The organism is Blautia sp. An249 (assembly GCF_002159835.1).
In the GTDB taxonomy this organism is placed as follows: domain Bacteria; phylum Bacillota; class Clostridia; order Lachnospirales; family Lachnospiraceae; genus Blautia_A; species Blautia_A avistercoris.
This window is the reverse complement of sequence record NZ_NFJL01000002.1, coordinates 367,902-391,501: the sequence shown is the minus strand read 5'-3', so window position 1 is coordinate 391,501 and position 23,600 is coordinate 367,902. Positions and strand designations below refer to the sequence as shown.

Below are 23,600 nucleotides of genomic sequence, written 5' to 3'. Positions count from 1 at the left end.
TTACCTCCCCGTATTGATTCTGAAATTATCCAGATAGTCCCTATAAAGTTGATAGCAGTCTTTACCATCGTAACTACGTATCATCGAGCGGTATGCTGTTTCTGAATCCGTTACAATAAAAACAGTCTGGATTTCTGGATACTGACTTAACTCCGCATCGAACTCGGAATAATATATTTCATCTGCCAAAACTGCCATCTTGTTCTGTGGCAAAATCAGCATGTTCGGGAGATCATCATTATCAATAGCCGGGCACTTACCAATGGCTCCTCCCTTCATCCAGAGCACTGGAAGCAGCTCTCGGAACTGCCTGCCGAGGGCAACCGAAGTTTTATCAAGAAAGCTCAGTTTGAAGAAGGCCGCGTTTGCAGGAAATCCGTTCGCCATAGGTCTATCAATTCCAAGATAGTCACCTTTCAATGATGCTCCATTTGTATCATGCCCTTCAATAGTACAAACAGTACGAGGCCAAGTAATATATCGAGCAATACCAAAGTTTTCCCACTCTTCATCGCCCGGATGTAAACCCTGCTTGGTTAGCGACTTAATCTCTGCCTCTGAAACCTCATTGTTTGTAACCATTACACATCTACGTTGTCCGTTATCTTCCGCATTCAGAAGATTCACAGCGTGTAAAGTCGTTCCTGAGCCAGAAAAGAAGTCAACTATAAGTGCGTTCTTCTTATTTCCCACATAGAAGTGCAACGTATCCTCAACGGCATACAATGACTTTGGAAAAGGAAAATTCCTCTTAGGAATAATCTTGTCTATGAGATTCGTACCATAAGTACTTGCGTCGTGCCAGTCACGCACCCACATCGTTTTAGGCTCTCGATCTTGTTCAGCTTTTTCATTCCACTCTAAAATCAGAGAACCATCAGTATCTTTACCCGTTGCAATAAGAATTCCATCACGTAATTGTTCTTTTTGCTTCTTCTTCAAAAACACAATAGCCCACTGATCTCTGTTTTTGTTATATGCACCTAATTTTGCAATACCCTGCTCCAGATAAGATCGCAATGTTTTATGTCCAAGCTGCCAGCGACCTTCACTATTATCTGTTCTAATCGGCCATACAGCTTTCAGTCCCGGTACAGGTGGCCTTTTTTCCACATCATGCCTATCTATTTCAAGCGGAAGTGGATCTCCAACAACTTCTATTTTCTTCTTCTTAGCATCAATCCAAACTGGATAAAACAGATTTGGGGATTCTCTACGTGAGGAACCATTTGAGCCTCGACGTAACATACTATTCCAAATGGTATCTGTCTTTGCTTCTTTTGCATCCGGATTACTATTGTCAGTAACATCCAGCATGGAATATTTGGACTTCTGTATAGTCATACTGCCAAATTGCAACAGAAATAAATATTCATCGCATCTGGCAAACTGCCCCACTCTGGTAGATGCTTTTTTATTAATTCTGGATGTAATCATTTGCATACGAGCCTCCGGAAAAATTTCTTCCAGCAGGCATCCAAGATGTAGGTATTCTTTTTCATCAATGGTAACAATCAACGCAGAATCATTTGGATTCAGAAGCTTCTTCGCAATCTTCAGGCGCTTTTCCATCATAGATAACCATTTACTGTGACGGTAAGCATCAGAACCATCTACATAGTCATTGTTGTATTTCCAATCCTTGGCACCAGTATTGTATGGCGGATCGATGTAGATACAGTCCACCTTTTCTGCATAAAGATATTCCAGAAGCTGCAAAGCATGGTAATTGTCCGCCTCAATCAGCGTATGCCAAAGCCCGCTGTCTGGAGCATTCTCCACGCTATCCAATGGCTTAAGCGTCGGATAGATTGCTTCTCCAAATTCGGCCACTGTTACCAACTCATCCAACTTAAATGTTTTCTGCTCATGAGTTTCCCTGCGGTCGCACTGCACATCATCGCCATCGATATTTATAACTGTATAGATATCACTAACATACCCTGTATTCAGAGCGACCTTGGAGCCAATGCGAATCGGTACGTCATAAAGCGGCGTGCATTCCGGCAGATGTTCTTCAAACACCAATCCGAACTTCTTCTGCTTCAGTAATTTATTTGTTTCCTGCAAGATTCTCTCCTTGAGCGCCGGATCGTCAATCTGTTGGATCAGGTCTTGTAGTAAAGCCATAACGCTACCTCATTCTTCTGTTATTGTTTTTTCCTTAATGTGATAATCAATACCGTGCTCCTGACAGAAGGAAATCACCTCTGCCGCACATTCATTGTAAAAATGCTTATGCCCTTCATAGGCGTTTGCTACCTTACTATAATTCGTTCTCCCGAAAATGATCCGATCTGTAAAAGATACTGTTTCCAGCATTTCATGCAGATTCTGTTCAACCATGTTCGGTGTTGGATACGGTTCCATGCTTACCCACGTCTTACAACCGGCATCATGGAGTGCTCTCAACGCTGCAAGTCGATCTGTACAGGAAACAGCTCCCGGTTCCATCTGTTCCCGATAGGCTTCATCCAAAGTGATCAGCGTAACCCCGTATTCGTTTTCCGGAGAAAGCTCTGCCAATTCTATAGGTAGCAGTCCCTTCGTCAACGTAGTGCATTTGATTCCGGCCTCGTTCAGCTTTCGGATAGCCGCAATACTCATCTGGGACACCTCTGGATATCCTTCCATGAACGGATCTGTGGTAAAGCAAAGCTGTACAGACAGAATCTTATCTCTGAGCTTCGGTATTTCTTTATCTAGCAATTCAAGCGTGTTTGATATAAGCACCGGCTCAAGCCAGCTCTCATAATCCTTTATTTGCCCGAATCGCTTCTTCATCAGGAATGCATAACATGGATATTTGCACCCATGAGCGCAGCCCTGCGCGTGATTCATTGTGTAGTCACCATACTCTACCCCTGTTTGATAGAGCATGGATTTTCGTTCTATCGTCTTCAAGTTGTTTTCATCCTCCGCCTACTTGTTCTTCAATATGTAGTCTGCCATCCGCAGTGCAAGGTCCTGCGCTTTCGGGCTTTCACTCGCAATGGCAAAGCAGAATAGGAACATCGGCGAGTTCCTGCTGTTCCTGAAAATCCGTGCATGCTTTGACACACATGGAAAGATTGTCCCAAGCCGAGAAAGGATATACTCCTTTATGTGATCTGGATTTGCGTCTTTAACCATCCGCTCGCCATCGCTCTGTCCGGGCTCCGGGAATAGGTCAAAAAGCGTCATCTGAGGATCTTTCTTATAGAATTCCTCTCGCCATCCGGAATCTCCAAGCAATCGATCTATGCAATCTTCCCATTTATCGTACTTTCCGTTTTTGGGCAGCATCCGTTCAAGTGCGGAGAACGGAAACAGGTACCATACATCTATCGATTTAGTCTGTGCTACATTTTCAAGCGTCGTCCAATGTACCTGCGTCGCATATGGATCTAAGAACAGCAAGCCTCTGTTAAATCTCCAATCTACGCTACTAATAATCCCTGCGAGTTTATCATTTGCATCGCCACAAAAAATCGTAACACTACGCCTCATCTGCGGAAACTCGGAGTTTATCATGTCTTGAAGTTCTCCTGCCTTCTGAGAATCCGCTTCTATAAAATAGTAGTGATCGAACTTCTTCTCAGACGCCAGTGCACGCTTAGCGGAGCCCGCAAGATACTGCCCACCGTCGCTGGTTTCGATTTCTCCCGTCCCGGCAAAGGCGTCAATATAAATCTTTTTGAACTTCTGGTTTTGCAGTGCAATCAGGTACGCGTCCAGATATCTCGTGAAGATATTGAGCTTCTCTTCTGTCCAATTGCCACCAAATTTCTGTGACGTTGTCATATATTCCAATCACCTCATATATCTGAAACTCTGTCTCATGAAGAGAAAGAGATCACTGTTTCCTTTTTTCCTGTCTCAGGATTCACAATCTGCTCGATCTTCGCGTCAAAGAAATCCGTAAGATCACTCTTTATATCATTACGAAATCCCTCTGACGGAAAAATCGGATGGTTATCCAAAAGTTCCCACATCTCATCAAGAGGCACTTGCTTGCGGCCTTTCAGACAGCGCTGCAGATATTTCGCAATATCGATAACATGCAAACAGCTTTCATCTTCTACCTCTGTGATCTCTCCGAAAAGGTTAAATGACAACTGCCTATTCTCAACCGAATGTTTTGTAGAGGACTGAGCACCAAAAACTTTCCAAGCACTCTTCTTGTAGAGCTTAAAGCCCTCTTTGTTGCTCGTGCAGTGAATCAGATTGTAGACGAGCGAATTCTGCGTGTTATAGAACGGAAATGCCGATACATAGTATCTGCGAGCTCCTTTCAGTGAATTTATGATTTCCTCCACTCTGGCCTCATAGGCCTTCTTGTCGCTTCCGTAAGGCACCAGCTTCTCAAAGTCTTCCAGATAAGTGTTCTCATACTTTGCCTTTGTCGTTTTCTTCTTAGCGCTTGTAATCGCCCGCACCGGATCTGAAACCATGTGATTAATCATAACTTCACCCCAGTTTCGGAAAAACGGCAGAAGTGCTTCCCAGTCGATGGTCGCATCATACGGATCGTAGAGCAGGAAATAATGCAGGTGCCCGGTTCCATATAACTGCGGCCCGATAGTTCGGAGTAGCTCGTGCGCATCACTGTAGGACGTTACAATCTTAAAATTGCGCTCATCCTGTGGAAGATGCTTTTTCAACTCATCTACGCGCGCTTTATCCTTGTCATTTAAGTAAATGTGTATATTTTTCTCAGTATAGGTTCTTGATGCTTCCCTAAGTGCTTCTGAGACGCGTACTGCTGTACCTTTCACCAACTGCCCGGCATCGTCGGTGTATACACCACTGTTGCACATGCAGTCTATAAAGATCAGCCCATTGCAAGACCCAGTCAGCAGCAACTTCTGTGCCCACGATTTTATATATTCCTCAATCAACTCAAATTTCTTGATCGTATGAGGACTTGCTTTACTGATTATGCTCTTTTTCCTGCCGGACATCATATCACTCCTCAAGTAGTTTCATTATCTTTTGTAGGGATTAGCTCCATGATGTCCCCAATATCACAATTCAGCGTTTTACACACTTTCATTAGAACTTCCATGCTTACTGTCTCTCCCTTCGAGAGCTTGGTTACCGAAGCCCAGCTTATCCCGGCAGCTGCCTGCAAGTCTTTCTTCTTCATGTCTTTGTCAATCAATATTTTCCACAATTTTTTATAACTAACTCCCACGGTAGTCACCTCTCGATTTTCAAAAACGTAATTTTTGTCACTGTACTTCCACAGTATAGCACAGAGCCTTTGAAAAATCAAGAGTATTTCTTCACGTTCGCAAGAATTTTCTTTTGTTCCTATTGAAAATTCAGCGGATTTGTGTTATACTGTGCTTGTATCCTCAAATTTTGTGTCCAAGAAAGGGAGTCTGCTTGCCGTGGGAACGTATAACAACGAGATCGAGCAGTTTATATATACTGTGTGCTACCGCCCCATGTGGGAGGCAGCTTATACATACATTGCAGAGCATCCTTATGCTCTGAATTTATCTTACACCAGAATTCAGAATCCGGATTCTGCCATGCTTGAGGACATGATCCTCGAATATACAAAGAATATCCGAATAGATGAAGACAGCCTTTTGTTTGACGCGGTCGTAGGCTGCACAATAAATCTGACCGAAGATACATACAAAGGCACAGCATCGCACGAAACAAGTCAATGGCTCGTCTTTTCCTGTGTGGCGGTCGTAACCGATAAGCTCGAATCTGTTACTGTTATGAATATCTCCGGGTACACCTCTGGCCAACCTCGCAAAACGGATGGTCATGCCGTCTCGAAGAACATAGTTCCGATCTTATACAAAAAGGATTTGGATGATGAAGCCACAACTTTTCTCCAGCAATATTTCCCGGAAGCACTGGAAAAGCCAATGGCCGTCCCTATTGCTGATATTGCAAAAGATATGGGACTTGAAATTATCCAAGGCAATCGGATCACCGATGATTTCAGTGTTTTTGGAGAAATATACTTCACTGCTGGGAAGGCAACCATCTATGATCTTTTTAAGGTTTCAGAAACAACAATCGATGTAAAGCGCGGCACCATTTTGGTAGATGCCTACACCTTCTGGAAGCGGAATCTTGGGTGCGTCAAAAACACAATCGCCCATGAAGTCTATCACTGGTATAAGCACCGAATGTATGCAGCGATAAAACACGTTCTCTATGGTCAGGACTTCGTTGCATGCCGCTGTCCTTCCAATATGGCATACCCTCAGAAAGATGAGGAGTGGTCTGATATCCAACGTATGGAGTGGCAGGCAAACAATATGGCTCCTCGTATTCTCATGCCATATCGTACTTTTCGAATGAAAGTAGATGAGCTTCTACAGGCATACGATTATGAAAATAGTCCTATAAAACCAGCTATTCTCACTTCCGTTGCCGAGGAGCTGCGCGAATTCTATGGTGTGTCCCGTCAATCAGTATTGATCCGTATGATGGAAACCGGCTACAAAGACGCTGCTATCATCTACCAGTATGACGAAGAATCTCCATACCACGGATACTTAGACCAGCGTGATGCGTTCTATGCCTATCGCACCAGCAGCGAATTCCGCAACCTTGTTGATTCTGGTCTTTTCCGGTATGTGGACGGATACTTTGTTATCAACGACGAGCAATACATCGAGCGTAACAATGAAGGCAAGCCGACCCTTACTGATTATGCATGGGCAAATCTGAATGAATGCACCCTGCAATTTACATGGCAGCCCCTGCGAGCAGATGAGGCAAAAAAACACTTCCCATTCGAGCTGTTTCACCGTGAAACCGGAGAGCGCAAAGCATCAAAATATGATTCCAAGCAAAGTGCCTCCGCTGTTCAGATGTCCGAAGCGCTGCAAAAAAAGCGCGAAGAATTCGAGCGCCAGAGTGCCGCCAGAAAGATAACAGGTGTGAATAAAACCTGCTGGGAGGTCATTTTTGAGATTGTGCAATCTCGCGGACTTAGCAAATCGCATTTCTGTTCTTTGACCTGTCTCGGCGAAGAGGTGTACCGAAAGGCCGAGAAGAACATCGACACAAAGCCAAGTCTGAGAACGATTGTCGCTATAGGCAGAGGACTTGACCTTGATATCGGAACAACAGAAAAGCTGTTGCAACTTGCTGGACATGCATTTGATGAATCTGACGAGCACCAAGCATTAAAATACTGCATCACCGGTTTCTCTGGGATGTCCATTGATGATGCAAACGAGTTTCTTGAATCATACAATTATGAGCCACTCGGCTCCAAACAACGCCTGTAAGCAGACCTAATTTACCGCACTTCCGTCATGTAGGTGCGTTTTTTTTAATTTTCCCGACTCGCTGAGTCGGACTTTTTTATGCCTATATTCCTTATCATCGCCGTCTTTTCACAAAATCTGTACCCTATTCAAGAATCGTAAAAACGCCTGTTTTAAGGCATTTCTGCGACTCGTCGAGTTTTCTGGTTTTTCTCTCTCCTGACTAAAATGTAATTAGCACGTGGGAACCATCTGCGCAGGGGTGTTTCCGGTTCCACGTGACTACCGATGACAATCAAATACTGTACCGATCACCGGAAGTGAGGTGCAGCCGAAATGGAGCAATCCTTCGGTATGCCCTCACGCCTGTGGTCTGGTTTTGCATGTCTGGAGCTCTCCATTTCGGCAAAAGCCGAAGGAGGGCTTTCATTATGCAAAACAATGACAATCAGAAGACCTATTTCATCTACGTTCGCAGCACCGGCGAGAAGGTACCGGTCACCAAAGAACAGCACGACTCCTTCTATAAGGAAGCAGATCGTATCCGCCACAAAGAGCAGAATCACGGGAGGTGCATGTGCCCTTACCGCTTCATCTGGAAATGCGACGGTGACTGTATCGGATGCGAATATCACGCGGCGGGTGACATCACTTCTCTGGATCAGCCTCTCCCTGATGGCAATGGCACCCTGGGCGACTATATTCCTGACTTCAGCAAACCGATGGAAAAAGTCATCGCCGACCGCATGCTGCTGGAGCAGCTCTTGGCCAGACTGCGCGAGCTTGACCCGGAGGCCGATACCATTATCCAACTTTGGAAGGATCACCCGGAGGGCATCTCCGACCGCGCCATCGCCAGAGAACTCGGTCGCCCGCAGAAGACTTTCGCGGATCAGATGAAGAAGTATCGCACCGACCTGCGCAAGATTACCGGCGATAAGTAATACCAAGATCACGAACCACACCCTTTCCGACCATTGTCCCTTTTCAGATGGTGGTCGGAATTTTTTTATAAAACCCTCCGCTCAAATCGGCAGTTCATCTCCAGTGGAAGGTGAAGGCAAGAGAACACAGCCTTCAGAAAGCGAGGTGAACACATGATGTACCGCAGTTACGCAGACACCGGCGGCAACGTGAACGAGGAGATCAAACTCCTGAACTCCATCAGCCACGTATCCGCCAGACTGGCAAGGAATCTCTCACTCCTTGCCGCAAGCCAATCCGAGGAAGGAGGAAAAGAAAATGTCAAAGATGGCAGAAATGCACGAGACCATCGAAGAACTCAAAAGCGCTGCTGCTTCTATTAATGCCGTAGCCGACTGGCTCTACCAGCAGTTTTCCGGCGACAACAATTCTACACCGGAACCCACGAAGGCACCAGTTAAGAAGGAAACAAAACCACAACTCAAGCTGGAGGACGTAAGAGCTGTCCTTGCTGAGAAGTCCCGTGCCGGTCATACCGCAGAGATACGAGCCCTGCTTAAAAAGTACGGTGCCGCGAAGCTCTCGGAGATCGATCCGGCAAACTATGAAGCCCTGCTTCAGGACGCGGAGGTGATAGGCGATGACAGCTAAAGCACACGCGTTCCTATCCGCATCCAGCTCCGACAGGTGGCTGCACTGCCCTCCGTCAGCGAGGCTCTGCGAAGCCTATGAGGACAAAGGAAGCGACTACGCTGCAGAAGGCACCGACGCTCATGCGCTCGGTGAGTACAAGCTGAAATCCGCGCTGGGACTTCCCTCAGAAGATCCGACTGAAAGCCTCACATGGTATTCCGAAGAGATGGATGACTGCACCAGCGGCTATGCCGAATACGTGCTGGAGCAGGTCGAAGCAGCCAAGGAAACTTGTACCGATCCGGTAGTTCTTATCGAGCAGCGTGTGGACTTCTCCCGCTGGGTAGAACATGGCTTCGGTACCGCCGACTGCATCATCATCGCGGACGGCACGCTTCGGGTGATCGACTACAAGCACGGCCTTGGAGTACTGGTCTCAGCTGAGGAGAATCCGCAGATGCAGTGTTATGCCCTCGGCGCTCTTGAGCTTTTCGATGACATTTACGACATCGATCAGGTTTCCATGACCATCTATCAGCCGAGACGTCAGAATGTCAGCACTTACGAAATCAGCAAGGACGACCTGTACCGCTGGGCAGATGAAGTCTTAAAACCCACCGCAGAACTGGCCTTTGCCGGTGAAGGGAACTTCCTCTGCGGTGAATGGTGTGGCTTCTGCAAGGCTAAAAATGAGTGTCGTGCCAGAGCCGAGGCGAATCTGAAGCTCGCGCAGCACGATTTCAAGCTCCCGCCATTGCTTACGGATACCGAGATTGAAGTCATCCTCGGCAAGGTAGATGAGCTGGTCAGTTGGGCTTCCGATATCAAGGAATACGCCCTGCAACAGGCTCTCTCCGGTAAGGAATGGTCAGGCTTTAAGCTCGTCGAAGGACGCAGCAACCGCAGATACAGCAACGAGGCCGCTGTCATCGACGCGGTCGAGAAAGCAGGCTTTGACCCATATGAGAAGAAGCTGCTCGGCATTACCGCCATGCAGAAGCTCCTCGGCAAGTCTCGCTTTGATGAACTCCTGACGGCCTATATCGAAAAGCCACAGGGCAAACCCACACTTGTGCCGGATAGCGACAAGCGCTCGGCCATGAACACAGCAAAAAATGATTTTATGGAGGAAAACGACAATGAGTAAAAATGTAAAAATCAGCAATCCCATGAAGGTTATCACCGGTGCCAGCACCCGCTGGAGCTACGCAAACGTCTGGGAACCGAAGGCCATCAACGGCGGCACTCCCAAGTACAGCGTAAGCCTTATCATCCCGAAATCCGACACAAAGACCATCGCCAAGATCAAGGCTGCCATTGAAGCTGCCTACAAGGAGGGCGAGGCCAAACTCAAGGGCAACGGCAAGTCGGTACCAGCGCTTTCCGTCCTTAAGACACCTCTGCGTGACGGCGATGCAGAACGTCCGGATGACGAAGCATACAGGAATGCCTACTTCGTCAACGCCAATGCAACTTCTACTCCCGGCATTGTGGACGCAGACCTGAATCCGATTCTCACCCGCTCCGAAGTGTATAGCGGCGTGTACGGCAGAGCCAGCATTACGTTTTATGCTTTCAACTCTTCCGGCAATAAGGGAATCGCCTGCGGACTCAACAATCTGCAGAAGATCCGCGACGGCGAGCCTCTCGGCGGCAAAGCAAGCGCTGAGTCCGACTTTGCCACTGATGACGATGAAGATTTTCTTAACTAAGGAAAGGAGCGCAAAACTATGGAAAGCACAGTCATGATTTCATCCCTCCTCTGCAACATCCTGATCGGGTGCTTCTGCATCGTAGTTCTGTCTTGGGCAGTGGTCGCCATCCAGACGGTGATCAACGACTTCAAGCGTGAGAAACGCGAAGAGAAAAAAGCCGCGCAGGACGACGAATACCATATCAAACGTATGGAAGCCCTGAAATAATCCAGTATCGCAGGCGGCTTAGGAGCGTTCTTAAGCCGCTTGTTTGAATTGAGGTGAAAATCTATGCAAACACTCAGTATTGATATTGAAACCTATCCAAGTGCGGTGTTTATAAATATGCCGAGTCGCCGGATTTTGAAGTACTCCTTTTCAGCTACAGCGCCGATGGCTCCGATGTGACGGTTATTGATCTTGCACAGGGAGAACGCCTGCCGCAGAAAATCATAGAAGCCCTGACGGATAATACTGTCATCAAATGGGCTTTCAATGCAAATTTTGAACGGGTGTGTTTATCCCGGTATCTCCGTGATCTTGGAGTTAGCCTTGATCCCTTTCATGATAATCACCCTCTCTCGACCGAATGCGCGCGCTTCTTAAATCCGGAAAGCTGGCGCTGCTCTATGATATGGGCGGCCACAATGGGACTGCCGCTTTCACTGGAAGGCGTCGGTGCCGTACTCGGTCTTGAAAAGCAGAAGCTCACGGAAGGGAAAGATCTGATCAAATACTTCTCTGTGCCCTGTGCTCCGACAAAGGCAAACGGCGGTCGCATGAGAAACCACCCCTTCCATGCACCGGACAAGTGGGAAGCCTTCAAAAAATATAACATCCGTGATGTGGAAACCGAGATCGGCATTAAAGATCGTCTTGCCAAATTCCCTGTAGCGGAGGCGGTTTGGGATGAATCTCACATCGATCAGGAAATCAACGACAGAGGTGTCCGGCTCGACATGGATCTTGTAAAGGAAGCCATCGAAATGGACTCACGCTCCCGGTCAGAACTGACTGCTGCCATGAAAGATATGACAGCACTTGATAATCCAAACTCCGTCCAGCAAATGAAACAGTGGCTTTCTGACAACGGTCTCGAAACTGACAGCCTTGGGAAAAAAGTCGTGGCAGAGCTTATTAAAACCGCTCCTCCAGAGCTTCAGACCGTTCTGGATCTCAGAGAGCAGCTTGCCAAATCCTCCGTCAAAAAATACCAGACGATGGAGCGAGCGGTCTGTGATGACGGCAGGGCTCGCGGCATGTTTGCATTTTACGGAGCCAATCGTACCGGACGCTGGACAGGCAGACTTATACAATTACAAAACCTCCCTCAAAACCATCTCCCGGATCTGGCCGATGCCCGTGCTCTTGTGAAGTCCGGCAACTTCGATGCCGTGAAACTCTTATATGAAGATGTCCCGGACACCCTCTCCCAGCTGATCCGGACAGCATTCATCCCGAAGGACGGTACGCAGTTTTATGTTTCCGACTTCAGCGCCATCGAAGCAAGAGTCATTGCTTGGTATGCCGGTGAGACATGGCGTCAAAAAGTCTTTGAAACCGGAGGTGATATCTACTGCGCCAGCGCCAGTCAGATGTTCCATGTTCCGGTTGAGAAGCATGGCATTAACGGACACCTGCGCCAAAAAGGCAAAATTGCGGAACTCGCGCTCGGCTACGGCGGCTCGGTCGGTGCCTTAAAGGCAATGGGCGCTATTGAGATGGGACTTTCCGAAGATGAGCTTCCTCCGCTGGTGGATGCATGGCGGCAGACTAACCCCAACATCGTGAAATTCTGGTGGGATGTCGACCGCGCTGTTATGGAGGCTGTGAAGTATAAACATACAACCAGCAGCTATGGACTTACCTTCTCCTGCCGCTCCGGGATGCTCTTTATCACGCTGCCTTCCGGACGGAACCTCTCCTATGTAAAGCCGAAGGTCGGTACCAATAAATTCGGCGGCGAGTGTATCACTTATGAGGGAATCGGCAGCACAAAAAATGGGAACGGCTCGATTCATACGGGCCGAAATTTGTGGAAAACATCGTGCAGGCTACCTCCCGCGACATTCTTTGCTATGCTATGAAAACGCTGCGCTGCTGCTCCATCGTCATGCATATCCATGACGAACTGGTTATCGAAGCAGACCCTCGCATGTCTCTCGACGTTCTCTGTGAACAGATGAGCAGGACTCCGCAGTGGGCAAAGGGCCTGAAGCTCCGTGCAGACGGTTACGTCACGCCTTTCTACAAAAAAGATTAAAAATCGTCCGCTCAAATCAGGCGTTCATCTCCAGTGGAAATTGGAGGTGGACGCCTTTAAGTCTGCCCGGAAAGGAGGACTTTTTAGTGAGCAACGATTATCGCAACAGCGAAGGCTATCCTGACCCAACTGCAGGTGAAGCGCTCTCCCGGATTGCTGCAAATGAAAAGCAGTCCCTTCGTGCTTTCCGGCCTATCGTCTACATCTGCTCTCCGTTTTCCGGAGATGTGGAAGAAAACATAGCTAATGCCAAACGCTACAGCCGCTTTGCCGTGGACAAAGGATATATCCCTATCGCGCCGCATCTGCTATTTCCACAGTTCCTTGATGATGACAATCCGGAAGAACGTGAGCTTGGTCTTTTCTTCGGAAATGCCCTTATGAGCAAATGCGCCGAGGTCTGGGTGTTCGGTAGCCGCATCTCATCCGGTATGGAAGCAGAAATCAAACGCGCCAAGTGGAAGAACTATCACTTGCGCTATTTTACAGAAGAATGTCAGGAGGTTTAACGCTATGTATGAAATTAAAGAAAATCGCAGAGAGCTTTTCGATGGCACCAAGATTACAACCTACACCCGCGATGTGTTAAGCGCTAATGTCCTTCAGGTAGAAGCAGGAACGACCGGATACAAAGGTGGCGACACCGGTCACGGCGGACGTACCTATTTCCGCATTTCCGACGAAGGTAGCACAGATATCCATGTCACGCCTTTTATGGACAGATTTGGCTGATGGCTTTAAAGTCACCCTTGGCGGCGACTGCGAACTGGAAAACATAATCCGCGCTCTGAAATTTATCACGAAGGTGCTGGAGGAAGAATCGGAGGAGGTGTACGACTGATGTTTACCCTGTATAGCGCTGATTTCATCGGCAATCCCGGAAACTGCTCTTATCCGCATAAGACCGTTGTCATGGACGCAAACAGTATGAGAGCTGCAGTCAGTCACGACTATGTGTGCGCGGAGTACAAGAATCACTATCGCAATAGCGACAATTTCCTCTCCGCAGACTGCCTTCCCGTGGATTGTGATAATGATCATTCGGAAGATCCGAAAGACTGGATCACACCGGCAGACGTGCTGGAGGCATTTCCCGGAGTGAGCCTCGCTATCCATTACAGCCGTTTTAATCAGCGCGAGAAAAACGGTAAACCGGCGAGGCCAAAGTTCCATGTGCTTTTTCCCATTGAGCGGGTGACAGATGCCACCCTTTATAGCGATATGAAGAAACTGGTCAATTCCATCTTCCCTTATTTCGATACGAAAGCACTGGATGCTGCCCGTTTCTTCTTCGGAACGCAGGAACCGAATGTGGAACTCTATCCCAGTCGCATGAACCTCACAGAATTTTTAAACGACGACGAGTTCGATGCAGACCTGCCCGGCGGGCATGAAATGGACGTCGTAATCTCGGAAGGAAGCCGTAACGCTACCATGTCCGGTATCGTCATAAAGAAATACGGCGATACGGAAAAAGCATACCAGAGTTTTCTGGAAAAAGCCGCAACCTGCGTACCCCCTCTGGATAACAGCGAGCTAAATACCATTTGGCACAGTGCCCAGCGTTTTTATTCCAAGATCAGTCGTGAGGACGGTTATGTTCCTCCGGAAGTTTATAACGACGAGAACAGCTATAAGCCGGAGGACTTTTCCGATGTGGGACAGGCTGAAGTTCTCTCGAAGTATTTTGCAAACGAGCTGCGCTACTCACCGGCCACCCATTTTATCCGATACAGCGATCACTACTGGCAGGAAACAGAGCCCGGTGCACAGGCCGTCGCGCATGAGCTCACCCGTAGGCAGCTCGCAGAAGCCAATCGAAATATGATGGAGGCTCTGCAGAAACTCAAAAGCTGTGGTGCACAGGAAATCCTTGATAACACATCCAAGGCCAAAGCGGAACAGTTGATGAGCGATGAACAGATGGAAGTTTATCAGGAGTTCCTTGCCGCAAAGGCCTATCAAAACTTTGCCGTTCGCAGGCGCGACTCTAAGAATATTACATCTACCCTTAAGGAGACGCATCCGATGCTGGAAATCTCTCCGAGAGATCTGGACGCGGACTGCTTTCTACTCTGCACACCGGAGGCAACCTATGACCTCAGAAAAGGCATGTCCGGAGCCCGCGAACATTCTGCAGATGACTTTATTACGAAAATCACGTCCGTATCGCCCGGCAGTAAGGGAGCGCAGCTCTGGCAGGATAATCTGGATCTGATTTTTCAGAAAGATCAACAGCTGATCGACTATGTACAGATGATCTGCGGTCTTGCTTCTATCGGAAAAGTTTTTGTAGATGCGCTCATCATCGCATATGGTGATGGACGCAACGGCAAATCTACCTTCTGGAATGCCATCTCCCGTGTTCTGGGACTCTACAGTGGAAATATATCCGCAGACACCCTGACAGTCGGCTGCCGCAGGAACATCAAGCCGGAAATGGCCGAGGTCAAAGGCAAACGCCTGCTGATTGCTGCAGAAATGCAGGAAGGCGCAAGGCTCAACGACTCCACCGTCAAGCAGCTCTGCTCTACGGATGATGTGTGTGCGGAGAAAAAGTATAAAGATCCGTTCTCCTTCAAGCCCTGCCATACACTGGTGCTGTATACGAACCACCTTCCTCGCGTCTCCGCCTCTGATGACGGTATCTGGCGCAGGCTTATCGTGATCCCTTTCAATGCCAAGATTGAGGGCAAGGCCGACATCAAAAATTACGGTGAGTACCTGTATGAAAATGCCGGGGAAAGCATTCTGGCATGGATCATCGAAGGTGCCAAAAAAGTCATTGCACTGGACTACCAGATTCCCGTACCGGACTGCGTGGCAAAGGCCATCAATGAATATCGAAGCCAGAACGATTGGTTCGGACATTTTCTGGACGAGAAGTGCGATGTGGATGAGTCCTTCAAAGAGAGTTCCTCTGCACTCTATCAGGCATACCGCAACTACTCGCTGGACTGCAATGAGTATGTGCGCAGCACGGCAGACTTTTACTTTGCGCTGGAGAAAGCCGGATTTGAACGGCTGACACTGAATCGAAAGCGCTATTTCAAGGGATTAAAGATTCATGAGGTGGGCGACGCAGAGGAAGAAAAGCTGCACTTATGCAGGGCGCAGACATCACGATCATCAACCGTGAGAATCTGCAGTGGCTCATTGAAGAATCCGGCTTTTCCTTTGACTTCGACATGGTGATTATCGACGAGTTGTCCTCCTTCAAGAATCATAAATCAAAACGCTTCAAGTCGCTGATGAAAGTACGGCCACGGATTCACCGGATGATTGGCCTGACCGGCACTCCTTCTTCAAATGGTCTCATGGATTTGTGGGCAGAGTTTAAAGTGCTGGATATGGGCGAACGTCTCGGACGCTTTATTACGCAGTATCGGACAAATTGCTTCATGCCGGACAAACGAAACGGCGAGATTATCTATTCCTACAAGCCGCTGCCCTATGCAGAGGATGCCATCTATCAGAGGATCTCGGATATCACGATTTCCATGAAATCTACCGACCACCTGAAAATGCCGGAGCTGGTTTCAACAGAATATGACGTGCAGCTTTCCGAATCTGAGCGCAGCCGTTATGAAGATTTGAAGCAGGAGCTCATATTACAACTCCCCGACGGTGAAGTGACCGCAGCAAATGCCGCATCGCTTACAGGCAAGCTCGCACAGCTTGCAAACGGTGCCATTTATGCCGACACCGGGGAGGTCATTGAGTTTCACGGTAGGAAGCTGGACGCTTTGGAGGACATCATTGAGGCTTCTAATGAAAAGCCACTCCTTGTAGCCTATTGGTTCCGACATGACCTTAGCCGAATCAAGAAGCGCTTCTACGTCCGTGAGATTAAGACCAGCCGCGATATTGCCGACTGGAATGCGGGAAAGATTCCTGTAGCAGTCATCCATCCGGCCTCTGCCGGTCACGGTTTGAACCTTCAGGCCGGAGGTTCCACCCTTGTGTGGTTCGGTCTTACATGGTCTCTGGAATTATATCAACAGACAAACGCCCGTCTCTGGCGGCAAGGTCAAGAATCCGGCACCGTGGTAATCCAGCACATTATTACCAAGGGCACGATTGACGAAAGGATCGTAAAGGCGCTATCCAGGAAAGAAATGACACAGACCGCACTGATTGACGCGGTCAAGGCAGATCTTAAGGTGGTGTGATGACTGATCCATATGAAAATCTCGTGAATACCATCGTGCTGCAGACAGTGAAAGATTACCGAAATGCCCTAAAGCGCCTGAAAAAGAAGCCCAGTAATCAAGCCGCCCTATCGGATGCAATGGAGTGTGAACGTTTCTTTCGATCCAGCTGGTACGCAGCCCTAACGAACGTAGACGGCGAGTACCTTATATACAAACTACGAGAGGAGGCGAAGTCCTTATGACAGTAAAAGAATATCTCCATCAGGCCTACCGCCTTGACCAGAGAATCAAGTCCGACACGATAGAAGCACAAAACCTGCGTGAGATGGCAGGAAATGTGTCGGCCATCCAATATGATAAAGACCGCGTACAGACTTCCCGAAATACGGAAGCACCATTTGTCCGAACGCTTGAGAAGCTGTGGACACTGGAAAAGAAAATCGCCGATGAGCTGGAAAAGCTATCAGACCTTAAGAAACAGATACGAGAGGTCATTGAGGCAGTTCCTGATACCGACGAGCGCATGGTTTTGAAATACCGGTACATCCACGGTCTTACGTGGGAGCAGATCGGCATGGAGCTTTGTGCAGATGCCCGCACCATCAGGCGCTGGCATGGAAAAGCACTTCTGCATATGACGCTCCCTGATGATCCTATTGTAATTTGAAATGCGCCCGAAATGTCCTGCTTTGTCCTAAGATGCCCACCCGCCCTTTATGATAGTATATAATCAGCGAAAAGAATAAAGGAACTGCTGCACGCGCAGCACACAAGCCTTGCGGGTTTGTCCTGCAGGGCTTTCTTTATGCCCTGAAAGGAGGCACGGCTTATGCCAAGAAAACCACAACGACCGTGCCGCTATCCCGGCTGCCCACATCTTACGGACGGCGTTTATTGTGAGGAGCATGCCAAGGTTATGGAACAGCACTACGAGAAGTTCCAGCGCGGCTACTCTCCCGGCAAACGCTACGGCAGAGCTTGGAAACGAATCCGAGACAGATATGTCCACAAGCACCCGCTTTGTGAGCAGTGCTTAAAAGACGGACGCTATGTCACGGTTGAAGAAGTCCACCACATCGTGCCTCTTTCCGAGGGAGGATCGAATGACGAGTCCAACCTCATGAGTCTTTGTCGTTCGTGTCACGAGAAGATTCACCGCGAGCGTGGCGACCGGTAGGGCGGTCAAAATCTCTACGACCCTTTTGCCCGGAAAACGGCGCGGGGTCTTTTACGCAAAAATTGCAATTCAAACAGGGTATTAAACCCTGCACCATAGAAATGGAAGTGATTAACATGGCGAAAGACGGAACCTATCGCGGCGGGCGGCGTATCAAAGCTGGCTCCAAGCCAGACGCCCTCGCCGACAAAATTATGAAAGGCGCACCTGCAAAACGCATGGAGTTGCCGGACTTCACCAATGACATGACCGACTTCGATGTTGACGAAATCGGTGACGGTGTAGAGCTGGAAGGCATGGATATGCCAAGTCCGGACGACTATCTTTCTTCTCTGCAGAAGGACGGTAAGCCCCTTGGCGCAGATGAAATCTATAAGGAAACATGGCTGTGGCTCAAGGAGCGCGGCTGCGAAAGACTGGTAAACAAGCGCCTGCTTGAAAGCTATTCTGAGGCCTTTGCCCGATATATTCAGTGCTCGGAAGCGGTCAGCAAATACGGTATGCTCGGAAAGCACCCGACTACCGGCGCTGCAATTGCAAGTCCTTTTACACAGCTTTTGATGAATTTTCAGAAGCAGGCCAACCTGCTCTGGTATGAGATCTACGATATTGTGAAGCAAAACTGCACCGAGCCTTTTGAGGGCAGCCCGCAGGACAGCGTAATGGAACAGCTGCTTCGAAGCAGGAGGAATATGTAAATGAACACACAAAAATTAGAACAGGTACCCATTGATAAGCTGGTGCCCTATGCCCGAAATTCCAGGACGCATAGTAAAGAACAGATCGCACAGCTGCGCGCCTCTCTCCGGGAATTCGGCTTTGTGAGCCCTGCTGTTATTGACTCAGATTATAACATTCTCGTCGGTCACGGCCGCATCACGGCTGCCCGCGAGGAAGGTTATGAAACCGTACCCTGCGTCTTTGCTGAAAACCTGACGGAAGCACAGAAACGTGCATATATCCTTGCGGACAATCAATTGGCACTAAACGCAGGCTGGGATGAGGAAATGCTGTCGGTCGAATTATCTGACCTGCAGGATCAGTCCTTTGACCTCTCGCTCCTCGGCTTTGATGCCGGTGAGCTGGATAAGCTGCTCGGCACAGGGAATGAAAAAAATATCGCTGATGATGACTTTGACCTCACTGCTGCTCTTGAGAAAGCTTCCTTCGTGGAGCTCGGCGACATCTGGACGGTCGGCAAGCATAAAGTCATGTGTGGAGATGCCACCTCGCCAGAAGATGTGGAGAAACTCATGGACGGCAAGAAAGCAAATCTTGTTCTGACCGATCCACCCTACGGCGTATCCTTTAAAGCCTCAGACGGCCTTGCGATCCAAAACGACTCTCTCAAGGGCGAGGAATTTTATAATTTCCTGCTGGCTGCTTTTAAGAACATGGCTGAGCACCTCGAAAAAGGTGGAGCTGCTTACTGCTTCCATGCAGATACTGAAGGGCTCACTTTCAGAAAAGCATTCATCGACGCAGGTTTCCATCTCGCTGGTGTATGCATCTGGGTAAAGAACAGTCTCGTACTCGGTCGCTCCGATTACCAATGGCAGCATGAGCCTGTGCTCTACGGTTTCTTACAAAACGGCAAACACCCGTGGTACTCCGACCGCAAGCAAACCACCATCTGGAACTACGATAAGCCAAAGCGCAATAAGGATCACCCGACCTCAAAGCCACTCGACCTTCTGTGCTATCCTATTCAGAACTCCACTCAGGAGAATTCTGTCGTTATTATACCTTCGGCGGCTCCGGCTCCACACTGATGGCCTGCGAGCAGCTGAACCGTATCTGCTACATGATGGAGCTTGATCCAAAATACGCCTCTGTCATCCTTCGCCGCTATGTGGAGAATACCGGCGATACGGAAAATGTGTATGTAATAAGAAACAGCGAAAAGATCCTTTATTCAGCTCTGGCAAAGGAAGTCGAGACATCTCCTACGGCAAGTGTATAGTACACAATTTCCGCTCGAATTCTTTGGCGATTTTCTACCTCAGAAAATGCTAGAAATCGCTTGATAAATAAGGCTTTCAGAGTGATTATATAACAGCCGCAAGGCACAGTCTAAAACGTTAATTCCATAAAGGAGGAACACACTCATGAAAGCAAATTACAACGTAATTGGAAACGACAGGAAGGCATTGGTTGCAGCCATCGAAAATCTCACCGGCGACAAGGCAGTCTACATGCGAATGCCAACCTGCGCCTACCAGATTGGCGACATCACGGTCGACAAAGAAGGCGGTGTAACCTGTGATGACGCAGACAAGTTGGAACGCCTCATCCACAACCTGATCGCGGACGGCTTCACACCGGAGGATACCGAGGAAGACGAAAGCGACGACAAAGCCATCGGCCTCACAATCAGCCTCCCACTCGACAAGGTGGCGGTCGGAAACCTTACCAACCTCCTCACCGCCAAGGAGCACCTCATCAAGAAGGCACTCGGCATTGACGACCTTGACATTGAGGTGTCAGAGGATACGGTCAGCTTCCCTTGGTTCACAGAGATGCCGGAGCCAGAAACGGTCAAAGCCTACACTCACTTCATTAACGCCCTTGGCAAAATGAGCCGAGATTTGAAACGTATCAGCGCCAATGAAAAGGAAGTAGCCAATGAAAAGTACGCATTCCGCTGTTTCCTCCTGCGACTTGGTTTCATCGGAAACGAATATAAGGCAGAGCGCAAGATTCTCCTTAAAAACCTCTCCGGCAACTCAAGCTGGAAAAACGGCGCACCCAAAAAGGGGGTGGCGGCATGCGAATGATCACGAAAGAGCAGCTTGCAGCGCTCCGCTCTCGATATCCGGCAGGCACTCGTGTGGAACTTCTACAGATGGACGATGTACAGGCTCCTCCCATCGGCACCAAGGGAACCGTCACAGGAGTCGACGATACCGGGAGTCTCATAGTGAATTGGGACAACGGTTCCGGCCTGAGTGTCATCTACGGCATTGATCGTATACGGAAGGTAGTGAGCTGATATGGATGAAAAGGTACGATTTATGCCTCAGAATTTCACGCAAAATTGTCACATATATTTCGATAAATAGCTTGCTATTACAAGCGTTTAGAGTGATATATGTACATACCAAAAGGGAAAACAACCACAAGGAGGAAACACCATGAAGTACACAATCGAAGCCATAGAAAACGCGAAACCAGGAATGCGCTGGGAAGAGAGCGGATGTCAGTGGACACTGGGACAGGCCTACCTTTACAGCAAGGAAGCTGGAAATGACCTGCCGAACTTCGCTGACGTCATCTGGGATTACGACATCGAAGCGATCCTTGCAGATTGCCGGAAGCTCGGAATAAAAGAATTCACCATCAGCTCCACCTTCAGCAGCTTGATCGAAACCATTGCTAAATTCGAGGAGCTCGGCTGCACGCTGGACGGAATTGTAAAGGTCAAGGAGCGCTACACCCACTTCGGAAGCGACGAGCACGCCCTCATCCCAGCCTTCAAGATGACGGTAAAGGAGGCATAAGAAAATGTGGAGCGAAGGAGTTATCGGCATCCCGGGGGCCAAGGACAAGGAAAAATACACCAAGTGTCACTACTGGGTAAAGCACCATGATGAGCCGAGCGAGACCTACGGTATAAACGGCGGCAGGATCAGCAAGCTCATGATCAAGATTGACGATGAGACCGTTTGTAACTACGACAAAGGCTGGGATATTCATCCCACCTGCAACGAAGCAGAGATGGCTCTTTGCATCCTGCTTGAAAACTACAACTAAGCATAAAACCCTGAATATGAATATTCCGGGAGACTGAGCCAAGAGGCTCTTTCTCTCGTACCAATACCGGATCGCTATGGCGATCTTTTATTTTGCTCTGAAAGGAGGCGCCATCATGCCAATGCGAAAACTGAAAAACTATAAACCGACCCGCTTCATGGCAGAGACTTCGCATTACAGTAAGAAAATGGCGGACTTCGCAGTGATGTTCATCGAGCAGCTTACCCACACCAAGGGAACATGGGCAGGAAAGCCCTTCGAGCTGATCGACTGGCAGGAACGAATCATCCGCGACCTGTTCGGTGTCCTGAAGCCGAATGGTTACCGGCAGTTCAATACGGCCTACATCGAAATTCCAAAGAAGATGGGAAAGTCAGAGCTGGCCGCTGCTGTCGCCCTACTCCTTTGCTGCGGTGACGGTGAGGAACGCGCCGAGGTCTATGGATGCGCTGCTGATAGGCAGCAGGCCACCATCGTTTTTGATGTCGCTGCGGATATGGTGAAAATGTGTCCGGCGCTGAATCGACGCGTCAAAATACTGACCTCTCAAAAACGCATTATCTACGAGCCAACAAACAGCTTCTATCAGGTGCTCTCAGCTGAAGCCTACAGTAAGCATGGCTTTAATATACACGGTGTGGTATTCGATGAGCTGCACACACAGCCGAATCGGAAACTCTTTGATGTAATGACTAAGGGCTCCGGTGATGCCAGAATGCAGCCGTTGTATTTCCTGATTACCACTGCCGGAAATGATACAAACACCATTTGTTATGAAGTCCACCAGAAAGCACAGGACATACTCGACGGCAGGAAGGTCGATCCAACCTTCTATCCGGTCATTTACGGTGCGGAACCTGATGAGGATTGGACTGATCCGAAGGTGTGGAAAAAGGCCAATCCTTCTCTCGGTATCACGGTCGGCATTGACAAAGTGGAGGCTGCCTGTGAATCCGCGAAACAGAATCCCGGCGAGGAGAACGCTTTCCGGCAGCTTAGGCTAAACCAGTGGGTAAAGCAGTCTGTCCGCTGGATGCCGATGGACAAGTGGGACGCCTGTGCGTTTCCGGTCTCCGAAGACGATCTGGAAGGACGCATCTGCTACGGCGGGCTGGACTTGTCTTCTACCACGGATATTACGGCCTTCGTGCTGGTGTTTCCGCCGCTGGATGAGGAGGATAAATACTACATCCTGCCTTATTTCTGGATACCGGAAGATACACTTGACCTGCGTGTGTACAGAGATCATGTTCCCTATGACCTGTGGGAACGGCAAGGTGCGCTGATGACTACTGAGGGCAATGTAGTTACGGCTACATTGAGAAATTCATCAAGCAGTTGGGCGAGCGGGTCAATATTCGGGAGATCGCCTTTGACCGCTGGGGCGCTGTGCAGATGGTACAGAACCTGGAAGGCATGGGATTCACAGTCGTTCCCTTCGGGCAGGGCTTTAAGGATATGTCTCCGCCGACCAAGGAACTGATGAAGCTGGTACTGGAACAGAAAATCGCCCACGGCGGCCACCCGGTGATGCGGTGGATGATGGATAACATCTTCATCCGTACCGATCCGGCGGGTAATATCAAAGCGGACAAGGAAAAATCTACAGAAAAAATAGATGGAGCAATCGCCACCATTATGGGGCTTGATCGTGCAATTCGTTGTGGGAACGATTCAGGCGCTTCGGTTTATGACAGCCGTGGTCTGTTGTTTATCTGACAGTGCATTTTTTGTCGAAAACAGAAAGTTTATGCTGTTAATAGAACAAATTTG

General features: G+C 48.7%; 22 protein-coding genes and 3 pseudogenes. 20 read left to right on the top strand and 5 right to left on the bottom strand.

Annotation, left to right across the window (positions count from 1 at the left end; translation table 11 throughout):
• The 5 genes from B5F53_RS03815 to B5F53_RS03795 are packed head-to-tail and all read right to left on the bottom strand — an operon-like array spanning position 1 to position 5,176.
• Complete coding sequence (locus tag B5F53_RS03815) at positions 1-2,130, bottom strand: site-specific DNA-methyltransferase (RefSeq protein WP_087219973.1); 2,130 nt, start codon at positions 2,128-2,130, stop codon at positions 1-3.
• A gap of 9 nt (positions 2,131-2,139) precedes the next feature.
• Positions 2,140-2,904, bottom strand: coding sequence for a radical SAM protein (locus B5F53_RS03810; protein WP_242970233.1), 765 nt, complete (start codon positions 2,902-2,904; stop codon positions 2,140-2,142).
• Between the two features lie 18 nt (positions 2,905-2,922).
• Positions 2,923-3,783, bottom strand: a complete 861-nt coding sequence (locus tag B5F53_RS03805; protein ID WP_087219970.1) for a three-Cys-motif partner protein TcmP — start codon at positions 3,781-3,783, stop codon at positions 2,923-2,925.
• Between the two features lie 35 nt (positions 3,784-3,818).
• Positions 3,819-4,943, bottom strand: coding sequence for a three-Cys-motif partner protein TcmP (tcmP, locus tag B5F53_RS03800; RefSeq protein ID WP_087219967.1), 1,125 nt, complete (start codon positions 4,941-4,943; stop codon positions 3,819-3,821).
• An 11-nt stretch (positions 4,944-4,954) separates the two neighbouring features.
• Complete coding sequence (locus B5F53_RS03795) at positions 4,955-5,176, bottom strand: helix-turn-helix domain-containing protein (RefSeq protein ID WP_087220082.1); 222 nt, start codon at positions 5,174-5,176, stop codon at positions 4,955-4,957.
• Positions 5,177-5,375: 199 nt separating this feature from the next.
• Between B5F53_RS03795 and B5F53_RS03790 the strand changes: the two genes are divergently transcribed.
• The 20 genes and pseudogenes from B5F53_RS03790 to B5F53_RS03690 all read left to right on the top strand — a co-directional run bounded on the left by B5F53_RS03790 (position 5,376) and on the right by B5F53_RS03690 (position 23,546).
• Positions 5,376-7,250 carry an ImmA/IrrE family metallo-endopeptidase gene (locus B5F53_RS03790; RefSeq protein ID WP_087219964.1) on the top strand — a complete coding sequence of 625 codons (1,875 nt, stop codon included), beginning with the start codon at positions 5,376-5,378 and terminating at the stop codon, positions 7,248-7,250.
• 410 nt (positions 7,251-7,660) lie between these two features.
• Positions 7,661-8,173 carry a hypothetical protein gene (locus B5F53_RS03785; RefSeq protein WP_087219961.1) on the top strand — a complete coding sequence of 171 codons (513 nt, stop codon included), beginning with the start codon at positions 7,661-7,663 and terminating at the stop codon, positions 8,171-8,173.
• A 298-nt stretch (positions 8,174-8,471) separates the two neighbouring features.
• Complete coding sequence (locus B5F53_RS03780; RefSeq protein WP_087219958.1) at positions 8,472-8,804, top strand: DNA ligase; 333 nt, start codon at positions 8,472-8,474, stop codon at positions 8,802-8,804.
• Positions 8,794-9,933, top strand: a complete 1,140-nt coding sequence (locus B5F53_RS03775; RefSeq protein ID WP_087219955.1) for a DUF2800 domain-containing protein — start codon at positions 8,794-8,796, stop codon at positions 9,931-9,933. The genes B5F53_RS03780 and B5F53_RS03775 overlap by 11 nt, the downstream gene beginning before the upstream one ends.
• A complete protein-coding gene (locus B5F53_RS03770; protein ID WP_087219952.1) occupies positions 9,926-10,498 on the top strand; it encodes a DUF2815 family protein in 573 nt (190 codons plus the stop codon). The genes B5F53_RS03775 and B5F53_RS03770 overlap by 8 nt, the downstream gene beginning before the upstream one ends.
• A gap of 18 nt (positions 10,499-10,516) precedes the next feature.
• Positions 10,517-10,708 (top strand): hypothetical protein, encoded by a 192-nt coding sequence (locus tag B5F53_RS03765; RefSeq protein WP_087219948.1) that lies wholly within the window; start codon positions 10,517-10,519, stop codon positions 10,706-10,708.
• Between the two features lie 63 nt (positions 10,709-10,771).
• Positions 10,772-12,743, top strand: a pseudogene (locus tag B5F53_RS03760) (DNA polymerase).
• A gap of 86 nt (positions 12,744-12,829) precedes the next feature.
• Positions 12,830-13,252, top strand: a complete 423-nt coding sequence (locus B5F53_RS03755) for a DUF7768 domain-containing protein (RefSeq protein ID WP_087219945.1) — start codon at positions 12,830-12,832, stop codon at positions 13,250-13,252.
• 4 nt (positions 13,253-13,256) lie between these two features.
• Complete coding sequence (locus B5F53_RS03750) at positions 13,257-13,475, top strand: hypothetical protein (protein WP_242970232.1); 219 nt, start codon at positions 13,257-13,259, stop codon at positions 13,473-13,475.
• Positions 13,476-13,583: 108 nt separating this feature from the next.
• Positions 13,584-15,938, top strand: coding sequence for a phage/plasmid primase, P4 family (locus B5F53_RS03745; RefSeq protein WP_242970231.1), 2,355 nt, complete (start codon positions 13,584-13,586; stop codon positions 15,936-15,938).
• A complete protein-coding gene (locus B5F53_RS03740; protein ID WP_330396142.1) occupies positions 15,848-16,915 on the top strand; it encodes a DEAD/DEAH box helicase in 1,068 nt (355 codons plus the stop codon). Before B5F53_RS03745 ends, B5F53_RS03740 begins: the two co-directional genes overlap by 91 nt.
• Positions 16,916-17,135: 220 nt before the next feature.
• On the top strand, positions 17,136-17,564 hold the full coding sequence (locus B5F53_RS03730; RefSeq protein ID WP_087219939.1) for an RNA polymerase subunit sigma-70: 429 nt from the start codon (positions 17,136-17,138) through the stop codon (positions 17,562-17,564).
• Positions 17,565-17,726: 162 nt separating this feature from the next.
• Positions 17,727-18,074 carry an HNH endonuclease gene (locus B5F53_RS03725; protein ID WP_087219936.1) on the top strand — a complete coding sequence of 116 codons (348 nt, stop codon included), beginning with the start codon at positions 17,727-17,729 and terminating at the stop codon, positions 18,072-18,074.
• A gap of 116 nt (positions 18,075-18,190) precedes the next feature.
• On the top strand, positions 18,191-18,772 hold the full coding sequence (locus B5F53_RS03720; protein WP_087219932.1) for a P27 family phage terminase small subunit: 582 nt from the start codon (positions 18,191-18,193) through the stop codon (positions 18,770-18,772).
• Positions 18,773-20,037, top strand: a pseudogene (locus tag B5F53_RS03715) (site-specific DNA-methyltransferase). It begins immediately after the preceding gene.
• 145 nt (positions 20,038-20,182) lie between these two features.
• Complete coding sequence (locus tag B5F53_RS03710) at positions 20,183-20,851, top strand: virulence protein (RefSeq protein WP_087219928.1); 669 nt, start codon at positions 20,183-20,185, stop codon at positions 20,849-20,851.
• Positions 20,842-21,066 carry a DUF4314 domain-containing protein gene (locus B5F53_RS03705; protein WP_087219925.1) on the top strand — a complete coding sequence of 75 codons (225 nt, stop codon included), beginning with the start codon at positions 20,842-20,844 and terminating at the stop codon, positions 21,064-21,066. The genes B5F53_RS03710 and B5F53_RS03705 overlap by 10 nt, the downstream gene beginning before the upstream one ends.
• A gap of 142 nt (positions 21,067-21,208) precedes the next feature.
• Entirely contained in the window at positions 21,209-21,574 is a 366-nt protein-coding gene (locus tag B5F53_RS03700; RefSeq protein ID WP_087219922.1) for a DUF7698 family protein, read from the top strand.
• Positions 21,575-21,578: 4 nt separating this feature from the next.
• Complete coding sequence (locus tag B5F53_RS03695) at positions 21,579-21,827, top strand: DUF7678 domain-containing protein (RefSeq protein ID WP_087219919.1); 249 nt, start codon at positions 21,579-21,581, stop codon at positions 21,825-21,827.
• A 115-nt stretch (positions 21,828-21,942) separates the two neighbouring features.
• Positions 21,943-23,546: pseudogene (locus tag B5F53_RS03690) on the top strand (terminase large subunit).
• Positions 23,547-23,600 lie beyond the last annotated feature (54 nt).

Excerpts from the sequence above, each read along its gene's own strand:
- B5F53_RS03785 (WP_087219961.1), top strand. The coding sequence starts at position 7,661 with ATGCAAAACAATGACAATCAGAAGACCTATTTCATCTACGTTCGCAGC.
- B5F53_RS03695 (WP_087219919.1), top strand. The coding sequence starts at position 21,579 with ATGTGGAGCGAAGGAGTTATCGGCATCCCGGGGGCCAAGGACAAGGAA.
- B5F53_RS03780 (WP_087219958.1), top strand. The coding sequence starts at position 8,472 with ATGTCAAAGATGGCAGAAATGCACGAGACCATCGAAGAACTCAAAAGC.
- B5F53_RS03740 (WP_330396142.1), top strand. The coding sequence starts at position 15,848 with ATGCAGGGCGCAGACATCACGATCATCAACCGTGAGAATCTGCAGTGG.
- B5F53_RS03730 (WP_087219939.1), top strand. The coding sequence starts at position 17,136 with ATGACAGTAAAAGAATATCTCCATCAGGCCTACCGCCTTGACCAGAGA.
- B5F53_RS03710 (WP_087219928.1), top strand. The coding sequence starts at position 20,183 with ATGAAAGCAAATTACAACGTAATTGGAAACGACAGGAAGGCATTGGTT.
- B5F53_RS03700 (WP_087219922.1), top strand. The coding sequence starts at position 21,209 with ATGAAGTACACAATCGAAGCCATAGAAAACGCGAAACCAGGAATGCGC.
- B5F53_RS03745 (WP_242970231.1), top strand. The coding sequence starts at position 13,584 with ATGTTTACCCTGTATAGCGCTGATTTCATCGGCAATCCCGGAAACTGC.
- B5F53_RS03815 (WP_087219973.1), bottom strand. The coding sequence starts at position 2,130 with ATGGCTTTACTACAAGACCTGATCCAACAGATTGACGATCCGGCGCTC.
- tcmP (WP_087219967.1), bottom strand. The coding sequence starts at position 4,943 with ATGTCCGGCAGGAAAAAGAGCATAATCAGTAAAGCAAGTCCTCATACG.
- B5F53_RS03720 (WP_087219932.1), top strand. The coding sequence starts at position 18,191 with ATGGCGAAAGACGGAACCTATCGCGGCGGGCGGCGTATCAAAGCTGGC.
- B5F53_RS03775 (WP_087219955.1), top strand. The coding sequence starts at position 8,794 with ATGACAGCTAAAGCACACGCGTTCCTATCCGCATCCAGCTCCGACAGG.
- B5F53_RS03805 (WP_087219970.1), bottom strand. The coding sequence starts at position 3,783 with ATGACAACGTCACAGAAATTTGGTGGCAATTGGACAGAAGAGAAGCTC.
- B5F53_RS03705 (WP_087219925.1), top strand. The coding sequence starts at position 20,842 with ATGCGAATGATCACGAAAGAGCAGCTTGCAGCGCTCCGCTCTCGATAT.
- B5F53_RS03765 (WP_087219948.1), top strand. The coding sequence starts at position 10,517 with ATGGAAAGCACAGTCATGATTTCATCCCTCCTCTGCAACATCCTGATC.
- B5F53_RS03750 (WP_242970232.1), top strand. The coding sequence starts at position 13,257 with ATGTATGAAATTAAAGAAAATCGCAGAGAGCTTTTCGATGGCACCAAG.
- B5F53_RS03725 (WP_087219936.1), top strand. The coding sequence starts at position 17,727 with ATGCCAAGAAAACCACAACGACCGTGCCGCTATCCCGGCTGCCCACAT.
- B5F53_RS03770 (WP_087219952.1), top strand. The coding sequence starts at position 9,926 with ATGAGTAAAAATGTAAAAATCAGCAATCCCATGAAGGTTATCACCGGT.